The organism is Youhaiella tibetensis, from assembly GCF_008000755.1.
GTDB classification, from domain to species: domain Bacteria; phylum Pseudomonadota; class Alphaproteobacteria; order Rhizobiales; family Devosiaceae; genus Paradevosia; species Paradevosia tibetensis.
In genome coordinates this window covers 3668617-3682702 of record NZ_CP041690.1, presented here as the reverse complement: position 1 = coordinate 3682702, position 14086 = coordinate 3668617, and the positions used below count along the sequence as shown (strand labels likewise).

The 14086-nt window shown below is 65.8% G+C and carries 16 protein-coding genes and 1 other RNA gene; 10 read left to right on the top strand and 7 right to left on the bottom strand.

The window, feature by feature from the left end; translation table 11 throughout:
• Positions 1 to 4: 4 nt before the first annotated feature.
• From FNA67_RS18030 to tkt, 3 genes are all read right to left on the bottom strand, one after another.
• A complete protein-coding gene (locus tag FNA67_RS18030; protein ID WP_049706456.1) occupies positions 5 to 292 on the bottom strand; it encodes a hypothetical protein in 288 nt (95 codons plus the stop codon).
• A gap of 326 nt (positions 293 to 618) precedes the next feature.
• Positions 619 to 1626, bottom strand: a complete 1008-nt coding sequence (gene gap / locus FNA67_RS18025) for a type I glyceraldehyde-3-phosphate dehydrogenase (protein ID WP_049706455.1) — start codon at positions 1624 to 1626, stop codon at positions 619 to 621.
• Between the two features lie 57 nt (positions 1627 to 1683).
• Positions 1684 to 3657 carry a transketolase gene (tkt, locus tag FNA67_RS18020; RefSeq protein ID WP_147657387.1) on the bottom strand — a complete coding sequence of 658 codons (1974 nt, stop codon included), beginning with the start codon at positions 3655 to 3657 and terminating at the stop codon, positions 1684 to 1686.
• A gap of 258 nt (positions 3658 to 3915) precedes the next feature.
• Between tkt and FNA67_RS18015 the strand changes: the two genes are divergently transcribed.
• From FNA67_RS18015 to FNA67_RS18005, 3 genes are all read left to right on the top strand, one after another.
• Complete coding sequence (locus FNA67_RS18015) at positions 3916 to 4197, top strand: DUF4164 family protein (RefSeq protein WP_049706453.1); 282 nt, start codon at positions 3916 to 3918, stop codon at positions 4195 to 4197.
• A gap of 7 nt (positions 4198 to 4204) precedes the next feature.
• Positions 4205 to 4579, top strand: coding sequence for a cell division protein ZapA (locus tag FNA67_RS18010; RefSeq protein WP_049706452.1), 375 nt, complete (start codon positions 4205 to 4207; stop codon positions 4577 to 4579).
• A gap of 118 nt (positions 4580 to 4697) precedes the next feature.
• Complete coding sequence (locus tag FNA67_RS18005; protein ID WP_170267360.1) at positions 4698 to 5477, top strand: GGDEF domain-containing protein; 780 nt, start codon at positions 4698 to 4700, stop codon at positions 5475 to 5477.
• Between the two features lie 76 nt (positions 5478 to 5553).
• Here FNA67_RS18005 and FNA67_RS18000 read toward each other — a convergent pair whose 3' ends face one another.
• From FNA67_RS18000 to ssrS, 4 genes are all read right to left on the bottom strand, one after another.
• Entirely contained in the window at positions 5554 to 6312 is a 759-nt protein-coding gene (locus FNA67_RS18000; RefSeq protein WP_049706451.1) for a YebC/PmpR family DNA-binding transcriptional regulator, read from the bottom strand.
• Between the two features lie 78 nt (positions 6313 to 6390).
• On the bottom strand, positions 6391 to 7206 hold the full coding sequence (locus tag FNA67_RS17995) for a TIGR00282 family metallophosphoesterase (RefSeq protein ID WP_147657383.1): 816 nt from the start codon (positions 7204 to 7206) through the stop codon (positions 6391 to 6393).
• Complete coding sequence (locus tag FNA67_RS17990; RefSeq protein ID WP_049706449.1) at positions 7203 to 7796, bottom strand: 5-formyltetrahydrofolate cyclo-ligase; 594 nt, start codon at positions 7794 to 7796, stop codon at positions 7203 to 7205. The genes FNA67_RS17995 and FNA67_RS17990 overlap by 4 nt, the downstream gene beginning before the upstream one ends.
• A gap of 26 nt (positions 7797 to 7822) precedes the next feature.
• Positions 7823 to 7981, bottom strand: a non-coding RNA gene (gene ssrS, locus FNA67_RS17985) — 6S RNA.
• A 97-nt stretch (positions 7982 to 8078) separates the two neighbouring features.
• On the opposite strand from ssrS, the gene FNA67_RS17980 reads away from it, so the two are divergent.
• The 7 genes from FNA67_RS17980 (at position 8079) to ybgC (ending at position 13911) form a co-directional block, all read left to right on the top strand.
• The gene (locus FNA67_RS17980) at positions 8079 to 9716 is read left to right on the top strand and encodes a Na+/H+ antiporter (protein ID WP_147657381.1); all 1638 of its coding nucleotides are present in this window, start codon (positions 8079 to 8081) and stop codon (positions 9714 to 9716) included.
• A 56-nt stretch (positions 9717 to 9772) separates the two neighbouring features.
• Complete coding sequence (locus FNA67_RS17975; RefSeq protein ID WP_082202233.1) at positions 9773 to 10690, top strand: lytic transglycosylase domain-containing protein; 918 nt, start codon at positions 9773 to 9775, stop codon at positions 10688 to 10690.
• Between the two features lie 83 nt (positions 10691 to 10773).
• Positions 10774 to 11277 (top strand): crossover junction endodeoxyribonuclease RuvC, encoded by a 504-nt coding sequence (gene ruvC, locus FNA67_RS17970; RefSeq protein WP_049706446.1) that lies wholly within the window; start codon positions 10774 to 10776, stop codon positions 11275 to 11277.
• Positions 11274 to 11891, top strand: a complete 618-nt coding sequence (gene ruvA, locus FNA67_RS17965; protein ID WP_147657379.1) for a Holliday junction branch migration protein RuvA — start codon at positions 11274 to 11276, stop codon at positions 11889 to 11891. The genes ruvC and ruvA overlap by 4 nt, the downstream gene beginning before the upstream one ends.
• Positions 11892 to 11942: 51 nt before the next feature.
• Complete coding sequence (gene ruvB, locus FNA67_RS17960; RefSeq protein ID WP_147657377.1) at positions 11943 to 12989, top strand: Holliday junction branch migration DNA helicase RuvB; 1047 nt, start codon at positions 11943 to 11945, stop codon at positions 12987 to 12989.
• Complete coding sequence (locus tag FNA67_RS17955; protein ID WP_147657375.1) at positions 12986 to 13519, top strand: rhomboid family intramembrane serine protease; 534 nt, start codon at positions 12986 to 12988, stop codon at positions 13517 to 13519. Before ruvB ends, FNA67_RS17955 begins: the two co-directional genes overlap by 4 nt.
• Positions 13516 to 13911, top strand: a complete 396-nt coding sequence (ybgC, locus tag FNA67_RS17950; RefSeq protein WP_049706442.1) for a tol-pal system-associated acyl-CoA thioesterase — start codon at positions 13516 to 13518, stop codon at positions 13909 to 13911. The genes FNA67_RS17955 and ybgC overlap by 4 nt, the downstream gene beginning before the upstream one ends.
• The last annotated feature ends 175 nt before the right edge of the window (positions 13912 to 14086 follow it).

The window sequence follows — 14086 nt, the reverse complement described above, 5'->3', positions numbered from 1 at the left end:
AAGTCTATCCACCAAGCGCTGAATGCAATGCCGATGCTATAGCAAGGATTGCAGCGTTCAGAATAGCGTTACGCAGCAACAGCGACAGGTTCGTCCCCACAAGAAACCGCGCATAGCCCTCGCTGGCCCAGGCTGCGGCACCGATCTGGCCTCTCACGGCGCGGTCTTCGAGGAGGAGGAAGAGAAGGGAAACGGCGGCCGGCGCAAGCAGCCAGGCGGGCTGGTGGAACCATCCGCCGATGGCGCTCCCGGCCAGGACGGTTCCCGTCAGAAGTCTCTTGAGATCCCGCACGCCGCTGCCCCCGCAACGAATCAACGGGGTGGAGGATAGGGGCGGGGTGTTACGGGAAGACGACGGGGAAGGATGATTGTCGTTGTCTCGGGATCTGCCTGGGACACCGAGGTTGCTTCTCCCCCCACCCTTGTTCCCTCCCCACAAGGGGGAGGGAGACCTGCCGGCGAAGGCGGCGCTTCGGCATCGTTAGTCCCTCTTCCCGGCCTGCGCCGGGGAGGAGGCAGTGGGTTTGCGGCGCGGTGACCGCGACTGCGGTGGCGTGCCGCAAAAGCAAAGGGCCGGCAAGTTGCCGGCCCATCACCAATTCAGTCGGGCCTATCGGCTCAGAGCGTCTTGCCCAGGGCCACGGCGGTATCGGCCATGCGGTTGGAGAAGCCCCATTCGTTGTCGTACCAGGACAGCACCGAGACGAAGTCGCCTTCCATGACCTTGGTCTGGTCGAGCGCCACGGTCGAGGAGTGCGAGTCGTGGTTGAAGTCGATCGAGACGTTGGGGAAGCGGGTGTAGCCCAGGATGCCCTTGAGCTTGCCGTCGGCGGCCTGGATCAGGGCCTGGTTGACCTCGTCGGCAGTGACCTTGCGCTTGGCGATGAACTTGAAGTCGACGAGCGACACGTTCGGGGTCGGCACGCGCACCGAGACGCCATCGAGCTTGCCCTTGAGCTCGGGGAGCACCAGGCCGATGGCCTTGGCGGCGCCGGTCGAGGTCGGGATCTGCGAGAGCGCGGCGGCACGGCCGCGATAGAGATCCTTGTGCATGGTGTCGAGGGTCGGCTGGTCACCGGTATAGGAATGGATGGTGGTCATCATTCCCTTTTCGATGCCGAACGTCTCGTTGAGCACGAAAGCCAGCGGGGCCAGGCAGTTGGTCGTGCACGAGGCGTTGGAGACGACGATGTGCTCCTTGCCCAGCTTGGCGTCGTTGATGCCGTAGACGACGGTGAGGTCGGCGCCTTCGGAGGGGGCGGAGACCAGCACCTTCTTGGCACCGGCTTCCAGGTGCAGCGCGGCCTTGTCGCGGGCGGTGAAGATGCCCGTGCACTCGAGCGCGATATCGACGCCCAGGTCCTTGTGCGGCAGCTCGGCCGGGTTCTTGACGGCGGTCACCTTGATGGGGCCGCGGCCCACGTCGATGGTGTCGCCGACGACCTTCACGTCATGCGGAAAGCGGCCATGGACCGAGTCGAAGCGCAGGAGGTGGGCGTTGGTTTCCACCGGGCCGAGATCGTTGATGGCGACCACTTCGATGTCGGTGCGGCCACTTTCGATGATCGCCCGCAGAACGTTGCGGCCGATACGGCCAAATCCATTGATGGCGACGCGAACTGCCATGACGTGCTCCTTGAGGGCAGAAAAGGTAACGGAGGGAGGCGCTAGAAAGCGCCTCTCTTACAACTGTGCCGTGACGGCTTCAACAACGGCGTTGGCCGTGATGCCGAAGTGTTCGTAGAGGGCTTCGGCCGGGGCGGACGCGCCGAAGCCGTGCATGCCCACGAACCGGCCCTTGTCGCCGAGGAGCTTGTCCCAGCTCATCGAGATGCCCGCTTCCACCGCCACGCGGGCCTTGGCATTGCCCAGGATCGAAGCGCGGTAGGCGTCCGACTGCTTGGCAAAGAGCTCCATGCTCGGCACCGAGACGACCTTGGCGGACACGCCCTTTTCGGCGAGCTGCTTCTGGGCCTCGACAGCGATCGAGACTTCGGAGCCCGTGGCGAAGATCACGGCGTCGGCATTGTCGTCGCCGGCGATCTTGTAGGCGCCCTTGGCCGAGAGGTTTTCCTTGACGTATTCGGTGCGCAGGGCCGGCAGGTTCTGGCGCGAGAGGGCGAGGATCGAGGGGCGATCCTTGTGCTCGAGCGCGATCTGCCAGCATTCGAGCGTCTCGGTGGCGTCGGCGGGACGCAGCACCAGGAGCTCGGGAATGGCGCGCAGGGCCGAGAGGTGTTCCACGGGCTGGTGGGTCGGGCCGTCTTCGCCCAGGCCGATGGAATCGTGGGTCATCACGTAGATGACGCGCTGTTCCATGAGAGCCGAGAGGCGGATGGCCGGACGCGCATAGTCGGTGAAGACCAGGAACGTGCCGCCATAGGGGATATAGCCGCCATGGAGCGCGATACCGTTCATGGCCGCAGCCATTTCATGCTCGCGGATGCCGTAGCGCATGTAGCGGCCGGTGCGGTCTGCATCGGTGAAGGGCAGGGTCTGGGGCGTGTTGGTAAGGTTGGAGCCGGTGAGGTCAGCCGAGCCGCCCACGGTTTCCGGAACCACCGCATTGATGACGTCGAGGGCGTTCTGGCTGGCCTTGCGCGACGCGACCTTGGGCTTGTCCTCGGCGAGCTTCTTCTTGAAGGCGTCCATGGCCGCCGCGTAATCGGACGGCAGGTCGCCGGCCATGCGGCGCTCGAACTCGGCGCGCTTGTCGGACTTGGCGAGGCGGGCTTCCCATTCGCCGCGGATGTTCTGCGAGCGGGTGCCGGCGGCGCGCCAGGCGTTGATGATTTCGGCCGGAACCTCGAAAGCCGGGTAGGTGATGCCGAGCGCGGCCTTGGCGCCGGCCAGTTCCTCGGCGCCCAGGGGCGAACCGTGGACCTTTTCGGTGCCGGCCTTCTTGGGCGCGCCGAAGCCGATCGTGGTCCTGGCCGCGATCAGGGTCGGCTTGTCGCTCTTCTTGGCGTCGAGCAGGGCCTTTTCGATCTGGGCCTGGTCATGGCCGTCGATCTCGATGGTGTTCCAGCCGCAGGCGTGGAAGCGGGCGATCTGGTCGGTGGAGTCGGCGTTCGACACCTTGCCGTCGATGGTGATGCCGTTGTTGTCCCAGATCACCACCAGCTTGTTGAGCTTGAGGTGCCCGGCCAGCGAAATGGCTTCCTGGGAGATGCCTTCCATCAGGCACCCGTCGCCGGCCAGCACCCAGGTGTGGTGATCGACCAGGTCCGAGCCGAACTCGGCGGCGAGCTTGGCTTCGGCCACGGCGAAGCCGACCGAGTTGCCGATGCCCTGGCCGAGGGGGCCGGTGGTGGTCTCGATGCCCTGGGCAAAGCCGTATTCGGGGTGGCCGGCGGTCTTGGAACCGAGCTGGCGGAAATTCTTGATCTGGTCGAGGGTCATGTCGCCGTACCCGAGCAGGTAGAGCGAGGAGTAGAGCAGCATCGAGCCGTGGCCGGCAGAGAGGATGAAGCGGTCGCGGTCAGCCCACTTGGGGTTGGCCGGATCGAACTTCATGACCTTGGTGAACAGCACCGTGGCGATATCGGCGCAGCCCATGGGCAGGCCCGGGTGACCGGAATTGGCTTTTTCCACAGCATCCATGGACAAGGACCGGATGGCGTTGGCCATATCGTTCTGCTGGGCGGTATTGGTCATCGAATTTCCTGCTCTTCCCTCGGAGAAACCTGGACTCTTGAACCGGCATGCAGCCTGGTCCAGCGGGGTTCGAGGCATAGCAGGTTCCGGTATCGAGTCAACGAAAGAGGGTCTTTGGTTCCTCTGCGCGTTCACGCTGCCTTGATCGCGCCGGAAATGGCGTGTCAGCCTAGCAGCACTGGGGTCTGCCAGTTGCTTTGGCCCGAGCGCTGGGGCTTAGTGATGTGGCGGATTCGAAATTGCGGCGGGGGAGCCGAAATGGGCGATACAACCCTTGAAGACGGCTATGAAAGCGCGTCTGCGCGACTCGATCGCGCGGTGGGCAGGCTCGAGGCGAGCGTGAGAAGCCTCAACGGGCGCATGCGTGCGCTCAATCGCATCGAGGCCGACACCCAGCAACTGGTGCGCGACCGCGCCCGGCTGGCCGGTGAGCTGGACAAGGCCTCGGCCAAGGCCAAGCGGCTCGATGACAGTGCGCACGAAGTGTCCCGACGCCTGGTCGATGCCATGGAAACGGTGCGCGAAGTCCTGACGAAGTGAGGCGGAAATGCCCGAGGTCAATGTAGAGATCAATGGCCGCAAGTACCGGATGGCCTGCGAAGAGGGGCAGGAGCCGCACCTCATCGCGCTTGCCGATCGCTTCAACCGCTCGATCGACAATCTCAAGAACGCTTTCGGCGAGATCGGCGACAACCGGCTGACGGTGATGGCGGGCATCGCGGCGCTCGATGAACTCGAGGAAGCCGAGAAGCGGATCGCGACCCTGCAGAAGGAAGTGGCCGAGCTGACCCATGCCGGCCAGCACATCGCCCAGGAGGCCCAGGAGCTCGAAGCGCGGTTCGCCAAGAAGCTCTCGGAGACCGCGCGGAAGGTCGAGGCCATCGCCACCGCCATCGACGAGACCGGCCAGGCGCCCAATTGATTTCGATACCATTGGTTTAGAGGGGAAAAAGCGGGCGATGCATACAATTGCATCGATCCGGTCAACACCTCGTTATATGGGCAAGCCTAGGGTCCCGCCGTCCCTCGGAGAAGTCCTGATGCTCGAACGATTCAAGCAGACGACGGCACGTGACTGGCTCTTCGTGATCGGCTGGACGGCACTGGGCACCCTGGGCTGCATGCTGTTCGGTCTGATCTATATGCGCGCCGCATTTTTCGGGCTCGAACCCCGTGCCATGCAGCAGGCGTTCACCAGTGCAATCGTGATGCCGCTGCTGGTGGCGCCGCCATTGTTCCTGTTCATGACGCTCAAGATCGTGGCGCTGCGCTGCGCCAACCGGCGGCTGAGCAGAGACGCCTCCACCGACAGCCTGACCGATGTTCTCAACCGCGGCGCCTTCGCTCGGGAGATCGACCGGTTTCTCGAGGTGGGAAGTCCGTGTGGCCAGCGCGGGGCGCTGCTGGTGATCGATGCGGACAACTTCAAATCGATCAACGACCGGTTCGGCCATCACCACGGGGACGAGGCGCTGACCATCATCGCGCGCTCCATCCGCGCCATCCTGCGTTCGGGCGATCTGGTGGGACGCCTCGGGGGCGAGGAATTCGGCGTGTTCCTGCCCGGGGTGGACATGGACACGGCCACCTCGCTCGCCGAGCGCATCCGCAAGGCCATCAACCTGGCGGTCTTCGCGCCGACCGGGCAGGCCAGCCAGCTTTCGGTGAGCGTGGGAGGCGCAGTCTTCGAGACCGGGATCGGCTTCACCGATCTTTTCCGGCAGGCCGACCGCAGCCTCTACCAGGCAAAGCGTTTCGGGCGGAATCGGGTGGAAGTGGTGGCCGCCGCGGCCCTGCAGCGCCAGGTCGCTATAGTCTAACTATTTGAAATTAAATAGAAAAAGCGCGTCCGGTTGCCCCGAACGCGCCTTTCAAATCGATAAAATTTGAATGAAATCAGACGCCGATCTTGGCCATGTCCTCATCGGAGATGTCGAAGTTGGCGTAGACATTCTGGACGTCGTCGTCTTCCTCGAGGATCGAGATCAGCTTGAGGAGCGTGGCGCCCTTCTCGGCGTCGACCGGGGTCTCGTTCTGCGGCCGCCAGATGGCCTTGACGGACTCCGCTTCCCCAAGGGTCTTTTCGAGCGCGGCGGCAACTTCGCCCATGGTCTCGAAGGTCGTGTAGATGGTGTGGCCACCATCCTCTTCGTCCTCGTCGGTCTCAACATCCTCGGCGCCGGCCTCGATGGCCGCTTCCATGACCTTGTCCGCATCGCCCGCCGAGAGCGGATAGACGATTTCGCCGACGCGATCGAACATGAAGGAAACCGAATTGGTTTCACCGAGCGCGCCGCCATTCTTGGAGAAGGTCGAGCGCACGTTCGAGGCGGTGCGGTTGCGGTTGTCGGTCAGGGCCTCGACGATGACGGCGACGCCACCGGGGCCGTAGCCCTCGTAGCGCACCTCATCATAGTTCTCGCCGTCCGAGCCGGCGGCCTTCTTGATGGCGCGCTCGATATTGTCCTTGGGCATGGACTGGGACTTGGCGTTGGCGACTGCCAGGCGCAGGCGGGCATTGAAAGCGGGATCGGGCACGCCGAGCTTGGCAGCGACGGTGATTTCACGCGCCAGCTTGGAGAAAACCTTCGAGCGCGCCGCATCGCTCTTGCCCTTGCGATGCATAATGTTCTTGGCATGCGAATGGCCGGCCATTCGGTAATCCTTCGAAAGATGCAGGAATTCGGTGGGGCGTTATAGGCAAGGGGAGGCCGATTGTGAAGCCGTCCGCCTTTAAAACTCGGGAAAGGCCTGACTGAGCGAGCCGCCGATCCGCACCGGGCTGATCCGGGAGGCAAGGCCGGTGCCCGGATCGGTCTCGACGGCGATGCCGCAGAGGGTGGCCTCGCCCTCGGCCGGGGTGAACCGCCCCTGGGGTACGCCGGTGAGGAAGCGGTTGACCGGTTCCTCGGCGTCCACGCCGATCACGGAATCGAAATCGCCGCACATGCCCGCGTCGGCCATCAGGGCCGTGCCGCCGCGCAGGATGCGATGGTCGCTGGTGGGGATATGGGTGTGGGTGCCGACGACGAGCGTGACCTTGCCGTCGAGGAAATGCCCCATGCCCTGGATCTCGGACGTGGCTTCGGTATGGAAATCGACGACAATCGCGTCAGCCTGTTCACCGAGCGGGCATGCCGCCACCGCCGCCTCGACGGCGCGGAAGGGATCGTCGATCGGGTCCATGAAGACGCGGCCCAGGGCATTGATCACCAGCACGCGAAAACCATTACGGCTTTCCACGAACATGGCGCCGCGCCCAGGCGTGCCGGGGGGCATGTTGATGGGCCGGATGAGGGTGCTCTCGCGTTCGATATAGACGAGGGTCTCGCGCTGGTCGAAGGCGTGGTCACCGAGGGTGACGATATCGGCGCCCGCATCGCGGATGCCGTTGAAATGGGATTCGGTGAGGCCACGGCCGTGGCTGGCATTCTCGCCGTTGACCACGACGAAATCGAAGCCGTAGCGCTCGATGATGCCCGGCAGGCGATCGCTGACGGCGTCGCGGCCCGACTTGCCGACGACGTCACCCAAAAACAATAGTCTCATCGCTCGTCCTGGTTTCCAAACATGGTGACGCCGTTCTCGGTCACGACGGCATCGAGAGGGACGTCATGGTCCTCGCGCGGGATCTCGGGGCACTCCTGGGCAGCGAAGGCGAGCCCGATGAGCTTGGGCCGCCTGGCCAGTCCCGCCAGGGTGCGGTCGTAATAGCCGCCGCCATAGCCCAGGCGCGTGCCGTGCTTGTCGAAACCGAGCAGGGGCACGAGGATGACGTCGGGCTCGACCTTGGGGGCGCTGTCTTCGGGCGCCAGGGTGCCGAAGCCCGCCGGATAGAGAGCCGCCCCCTCCTGCCAGAGGCGCATTTCGAGCGGCTCGGCATCGCCCAGCACCACGGGCAGGCAGACCGGCTGGCCGCTATCCATGAGGCGAATGATGATGGGCTGGCAGTCGAGCTCGTCGCGGATCGGCCAGTAGGCGGCGACGATGGCGCCGGGATCGAGAACGATGCCGTCGAAGAAGTGCGCCGCGACGGCCTTGCCGGCATCGACGCGGGCATCATGGCCGATCGCGTCGCGCTGGGCGTGAGCGCGCGTGCGCAGGGCGGCCTTGGCCTCTTCGATCATGTCGTCGGTCATCGGCTGCGGCCGCACCCTCGGTAGAATCAGGTGCCGCCCTGGCCGTGGGATATGCGATCCCGGGAACCTACTCACGTAGGTGGGCGCCGTATGTCCGGACCCACGGGCCCGGTCAGGGACAGCTCCCTTAAGGATCGATAAGGCCCCGGGGAAATGATGATCCAACACGCGCCGGGCAGCTTCACTGATATAGTGCGTTACCCACCCCGGCGCAAAGCGGTTCTTTCCAAAAACCGGCTGCTTCACTATCGCTTTATCAAACGCCCCCATTGGAAGGCAGGCATGTTTTCCCAGCTCCTGATCGTCGTCATCGGCGCCATCGCCATCTCCATCTTCGCCGAGGGCAAGGGCATCCAGGCGCCGCTGCTGATCGTCGCCCTGGGGCTGGTCGCCTCCTATATTCCCGGATTGCCCCGGCTCGAGCTCGATCCGGAGGTGATCCTGACGATCGTGGTGCCGCCGCTGCTGTTCTCGGCGGCCACCGAATTCTCGTTCGAAAGCTTCATCAAGAGGCTCGGCTCGATCGTCAACCTGGGGGTGTTCCTGGTCGTGGTGACGACCTTCGCGGTCGGCTGGATCGCGTTCGGCGTCGGCTCGTTCCTGTCGTTGCCGGCGGCGCTGGTGCTGGGGGCGGTGGTGTCGCCGCCAGACGCGGTAAGCGCGGTGGCCATCGCGCGCCAGTTGCACCTGCCCAGCCGGCTGATGACGGTGCTCAAGGGCGAAAGCCTCATCAACGATGCGGCGGCGCTGACGCTTTTCAGCCTGACCACTGCGGCGGTGACGGGCGTGCACCTGGCCACCGACAACGTGGTGCTGTTCTTCCTCTACCGGGCTGTCGTCGGGGCGGGGTTCGGCGTCATCCTGGGCATGCTGGTGCATCGCATCAGGCTCTCGGTCAACAGTCCGTCGCTGGCGACCGTCCTCACGGTTGCCGTACCCTTCACCGCCTATATCGCGGCCGAGGAACTGGGCGGGTCCGGGGTGATGGCGGTGGTCGCGGCCGGCTTCTCGCTCGGCCACAATGCGGCCGAGGCCGACTATTCCGAACGCATCCAGGAGCGCGAGTTCTGGAAGACGGTCGATGCGCTGCTCGATGCCTTCGTCTTCGCCTATATCGGGCTGCAATTGCGGTTCGTTGTCGAGGATACGTTCGCGGCCGGATACGACTTCTGGCAGGTCTTCGGTTTCTCGCTGCTGGTGCTGGTCGCGGTGATCGGGGTGCGCATCGCCTGGGTGGGGGTGAGCGGCTATCTTTCACGCCTGCGCGGCGCGCGCATCCGGGAACGACCGCCCCGTGGGGGCCCGCGCGGACGCCATCGCCCGGCCGAACCCTTCACCTGGAAGGAGAACCTGGTCGTTGCATGGAGCGGCATGCGGGGCGTGGTGACGCTCGCCGCGGCGGCCGGTATTCCCTATTTCACCCTTTCGGGCGATCCGTTTCCGCAGCGCCCGGTCATCCAGACCGTGGCGTTCGTGGTGACGATCGGCACGCTGCTGGTGCAGGGGCTGACGCTGCCCTGGCTCATCCGGGCGCTTGACCTGGTCGATCCGAACGAAGCGGAGGAACTGGAGCGGCAGCAGAAGCTGGCGCGCCAGATCAGCCGCGAGGCGGCGCTCGAAACCGTCAACCGTTTCGCCGAACGGCAGACGAGCGAGGAAGGGCGCAAGATCGCCGAGCTGATGAAGGAGCGCTCCCGGCTCGAGCATGACGAGGCCAAGACCGCCGAGAGCGGCCGGCGCGGGCCGCTGATGATCGAGCTGGGCCAGGAAGTGCTGATGGCCCGCCGCGCCGCCCTCATCGCCGCCCGCGACGCGCGCCGGCTCGACGACGAGTTCCTGCGCGAGACGCTCGAGCAGCTCGACATGCAGCAGGCCGTGCTCGACAACTGGGCCCGCAACGAACAGGAGGGCCCCATCTAGGGGCCTTGCCTTCGCCGCACCGGTGCCGACAATGACGGTGTCAGCCGGAGGGCAAATTGCGGATCTGGACGACATTGTTGGTGGCCGGCCTCCTGCTGGTGGAGGCACAGGGGCCGGTGCGCGCGGCAGCGCCGGCAAACGAGCGGTTCTGCCATACCCTGACCCGCGACGACGGCCGCCAACGCGACATCTGCATCTCGCTCGCCACCTTCGATGCCGATGTCTGCCGGGCCATATCGACCTTCGCCAATGTCTGGCGCCTGCCCAAGGGGTTCCTGGCGCGGCTCATCTGGCAGGAAAGCCGGTTCGATCCGGCAGCGGTGAGTCCGGCCGGCGCCGAGGGCATCGCCCAGTTCATGCCGGGGACCGGGCGGATCCGGGGCGTGCGGGACGCCTTCGATCCGGCCGAGGCGCTGGCGCGCTCGGCCGAATACCTGCATTTCCTCGAAGAACGCTTCGGCAACCTGGGGCTCGCCGCCGCGGCCTATAATGCCGGGGAGGGAGCGCTGGCGCGGGTGACGGCGGGCAACGGGTTCGTCCCCTACGAGACGCGCGACTACGTGGCGATCATCACCGGGCATCCGGTGGAGCATTGGCTCGACGGGGAAGCGGGGCGCGTCGACTACGACCTTTCGACCGAGAAGTCCTTCCAGGACGCCTGCATCGAAATGGCCAGCGCGCGGCCGATGCCCAGGGCTCTGCCGCAAAGCGCGGACTGGCGCCCCTGGGGCGTGCTGATCTGGCAGGATTTCTCGCCGGACAAGGCGCAGGCGGTGTTCGAGCGCGTCAGGGCGCGCCATGCCGACCTCATGGGCGGGGAAGCGATGCTGCTGGTCAAGGTGCGCAACCCCAGCTTCGGCAAGCGCCTGCGCTATTCGGCGATGATCGGCCGCGACAGCCGCAAGGAGGCCGCCGCCCTTTGCGACCGGCTGACGGCGGCGGGGGCGAACTGCATCGTGCAGAAGAACCGCTGAGCGTTTCGGCATCTCCCACAGCTTGTTGCCGGTTTGTTCACTTTGCTCTTGGTAGGCTCGGCCGACGCAACTAAGAGTTTGTCATGACAGGTACGGTGCGAATCATCGGGATCGATCCCGGGCTGCGGCGTTGCGGCTGGGGGATCATCGAAAGTACGGGCAACCGGCTGGCCTTCGTTGCCGCCGGAACGGTGACGCCGCCTACCACGACGGACCTGGCCCAGCGGCTGGCCAATCTGTTTTCGGCGCTCTCCGATCTCATCGGGCTCTATCGGCCGGACGAGGCGGCGGTGGAAGAGACGTTCGTCAACCAGGGCGCCCGCTCGGCGCTGCTGCTGGGGCAGGCGCGCGGCGTCGCGCTGATGACGCCCGCCTCGCTGGGGCTGCCGGTGGGCGAATACGCCGCCAATCTCGTCAAGAAATCGATCGTCGGCACCGGACATGCCGACAAGGATCAGGTGCAATTGATGGTCAAGACGCTGTTGCCCACTGCCGAGTTCAAGGGCGCGGATGCCGCCGATGCGCTGGCGATCGCCATCTGCCACGCCCATCACCGCTCCTTCCGCAAGCTGGCGGTGGGCGCATGATCGGCAAGCTCAAGGGACTGGTGGATGCCTTCGGGGACGATCACGTGCTGATCGACGTCAACGGGGTCTGCTACGAGGCGCATTGCTCGGCCAAGACGCTCTCGGCGCTGCCGCGCGTGGGAGAGGCCGCCGTCGTCTTCATCGAGATGCTGGTGCGCGAGGATCTCATCCGCCTCTATGGCTTTGCCAGCGAGACCGAGAAGGCCTGGTTCAACCTGCTGATGACGGTGCAGGGGGTGGGCGCGCGCGTGGCGCTGGCGATCCTTTCGGCACTGACGCCGTCCGAGCTCTCGAGCGCCATCGCGCTCCAGGACAAGGCGATGGTGGGGCGGGCCTCGGGCGTGGGGCCCAAGCTCGCGGTGCGCATCGTCACCGAGCTCAAGGGCAAGGTGCCGGCGACCGGGGCGGTCGATGCGGGCGTGCTCGGGCTGCAGTCGGCGCTGGGCGCGGGGGTGGCTACGTCCAATGTGGCCGACGCGGTTTCGGCGCTGACCAATCTGGGGTATTCGAGTGCGCAGGCTTCCGCCGCCGTGGCGCGCGTAGTGAGCAGGGAGGGCGAGGACACCGCCACCGAAAAGCTCATCCGGCTCGGCCTGCGGGAGCTTAGTTCGTGACCGCCATTCCGTTCGACCTATTCGCATACCGCCAGAGAGTGACCGCGCCCCGTGGCTGAAGACCTTACAAACTCGACAGCAGGCCGGGACGACGCGCTTGACGTCTCGCTGCGGCCGTCCGGCTTTTCCGAGTTCATCGGGCAGGCGGCGGCGCGGGCGAACCTGGAAGTGTTCATCGCGGCGGCGCGCCAGCGCCAGGCGGCGCTCGACCACGTGCTGTTCGTGGGGCCTCCGGGCCTGGGCAAGACCACGCTGGCCCAGATCGTGGCGCGCGAGCTCGGCGTGGGGTTCCGCGCGACCTCGGGTCCGGTCATCGCCAAGGCGGGGGACCTGGCCGCGCTTCTCACCAATCTCGAAGAGCGCGACGTGCTCTTCATCGACGAGATCCACCGGCTCAACCCGGCGGTCGAGGAAATCCTCTATCCGGCCATGGAGGATTTCCAGCTCGATCTCATCATCGGGGAGGGGCCGGCGGCCCGCTCGGTGCGGATCGACCTGGCCAAGTTCACGCTGGTGGGCGCCACCACCCGCGCGGGGCTGCTGACCACGCCGCTGCGTGACCGTTTCGGCATTCCGATCCGGCTCAATTTCTATACGCCCGAGGAACTGGTGCTGATCGTCGAGCGCGGCGCGCGGCTGATGGGGATCGGCATGGCGCCGGACGGGGCGATGGAAATCGCGCGCCGCTCGCGCGGCACCCCGCGCATCGCCGGGCGCCTGCTGCGGCGCGTGGTCGATTTCGCGCTGGTCGACAATGCCCGCGAGATCACGCGCTCGGTGGCCGACAAGGCCTTGCTGCGCCTCGATGTCGACGCGCGCGGGCTCGACCAGCTCGACCGGCGCTATCTCAACACCATAGCCCAGTTCTATGGCGGCGGGCCGGTGGGTATCGAGACCATCGCGGCGGCGCTTTCCGAGCCGCGCGACGCCATCGAGGAGATCGTGGAGCCCTATCTCATCCAGCAGGGTTTCATCCAGCGCACGCCGCGCGGGCGCATGCTGACCGCGCTGGCCTTCCAGCACCTTGGTGTGTCGGTGCCGCAGGGGTTCGTGGGCATCCAGGCCAACCTTTTCGAAGAGCCGGAAGGAGAGCCATGAGGGCGGCAGGGCGGTTTCCCTGGCTGACCGTCTCGGTCTTCGTTCTCACCACGCTGGTGACAGCCGCCCAGTTCGCCTGGCCGGGCGTGGTGCCGGCGCTGCGCCGGCAACCCTCGATGGTGGCGGATGGCGAGGCCTGGCGGTTCGTCACCGCCTGGCTCGTCCATGACGAGGGGGCGCGCCAGATCGTCTTCAATTTCACCGCCCTTGCCATCGCGGGGACCTTCGTTGAGCTGGTGCTCGGCCGCTGGATCTGGGTCGCTGCCTATGTGATCGGCGGCCTTTCCGGCGAGATCGCCGGAATCTTCTGGCAGCCCATCGGGGCCGGCAATTCGGTGGCCGTGTGCGGGCTCATCGGGGCGCTGGCGAGCTGGCAGGCGCGGCGCAGGGCAGTGCCGGTCCTCGCCCGGTTCATCTTTCCGCTGGCCTGTTTCGGTGGAGGCTTGGTGCTCATCGCCAATCGCGATATCCACGGGCCGCCGCTCCTCGTGGGCGGCGCGATCGGACTGCTTGGAAAGGCCCCGCAATGAGCCAGGCGCACCGCATGAACGTGCGTGTCTACTACGAGGACACGGACTTTTCGGGCAATGTCTACCACGCTTCCTACCTCAAGTTCTTCGAACGCGGGCGCACCGAATTCCTGCGGGACATGGGCATCCACCACGCCGAACTGGCCGGCGAGGGGATCGCCTTTGCCGTGCGCGCGATGCAGATCGAGTTCGAGGGAGCGGCCCATATCGATGACCTGCTCGAGGTCGAGACGGCGGTCGCCAGCTTTTCGGGGGCGCGGCTGCTGCTCGAGCAGACCATCCGGCGCGACGGCGTGGTGCTGACGCGCGCGAGCGTCCAGGTGGTGGCGATCAAGGTGGGCGGCGGCGCGGCGCGCCTGCCGCGGACGATGCTCGCCGCGCTCAGGGCCTGAGCCCCTCAAGGCTGCGTGAAACGGTTGCGGCGCTCCCGCCGCCATGGCAGGGAAGCTGCCGCTGCATCTTGGGGGCTTGTTAACCGATCCTTGACCATAATTGCGGCAATGGATGAAGGCTCCGGCAAAGGTCCGGAATGCCGGGGCTTTTCTCTTAAATTTGACGCATTTCGAC

Bases quoted from the DNA above. Each gene is read 5' to 3' on its own strand.
- gap (WP_049706455.1), bottom strand. From the start codon at position 1,626: ATGGCAGTTCGCGTCGCCATCAATGGATTTGGCCGTATCGGCCGCAAC.
- tkt (WP_147657387.1), bottom strand. From the start codon at position 3,657: ATGACCAATACCGCCCAGCAGAACGATATGGCCAACGCCATCCGGTCC.
- FNA67_RS18015 (WP_049706453.1), top strand. From the start codon at position 3,916: ATGGGCGATACAACCCTTGAAGACGGCTATGAAAGCGCGTCTGCGCGA.
- FNA67_RS18010 (WP_049706452.1), top strand. From the start codon at position 4,205: ATGCCCGAGGTCAATGTAGAGATCAATGGCCGCAAGTACCGGATGGCC.
- FNA67_RS18005 (WP_170267360.1), top strand. From the start codon at position 4,698: ATGCTCGAACGATTCAAGCAGACGACGGCACGTGACTGGCTCTTCGTG.
- FNA67_RS18000 (WP_049706451.1), bottom strand. From the start codon at position 6,312: ATGGCCGGCCATTCGCATGCCAAGAACATTATGCATCGCAAGGGCAAG.
- FNA67_RS17995 (WP_147657383.1), bottom strand. From the start codon at position 7,206: ATGAGACTATTGTTTTTGGGTGACGTCGTCGGCAAGTCGGGCCGCGAC.
- FNA67_RS17990 (WP_049706449.1), bottom strand. From the start codon at position 7,796: ATGACCGACGACATGATCGAAGAGGCCAAGGCCGCCCTGCGCACGCGC.
- FNA67_RS17980 (WP_147657381.1), top strand. From the start codon at position 8,079: ATGTTTTCCCAGCTCCTGATCGTCGTCATCGGCGCCATCGCCATCTCC.
- ruvC (WP_049706446.1), top strand. From the start codon at position 10,774: ATGACAGGTACGGTGCGAATCATCGGGATCGATCCCGGGCTGCGGCGT.
- ruvA (WP_147657379.1), top strand. From the start codon at position 11,274: ATGATCGGCAAGCTCAAGGGACTGGTGGATGCCTTCGGGGACGATCAC.
- FNA67_RS17955 (WP_147657375.1), top strand. From the start codon at position 12,986: ATGAGGGCGGCAGGGCGGTTTCCCTGGCTGACCGTCTCGGTCTTCGTT.
- ybgC (WP_049706442.1), top strand. From the start codon at position 13,516: ATGAGCCAGGCGCACCGCATGAACGTGCGTGTCTACTACGAGGACACG.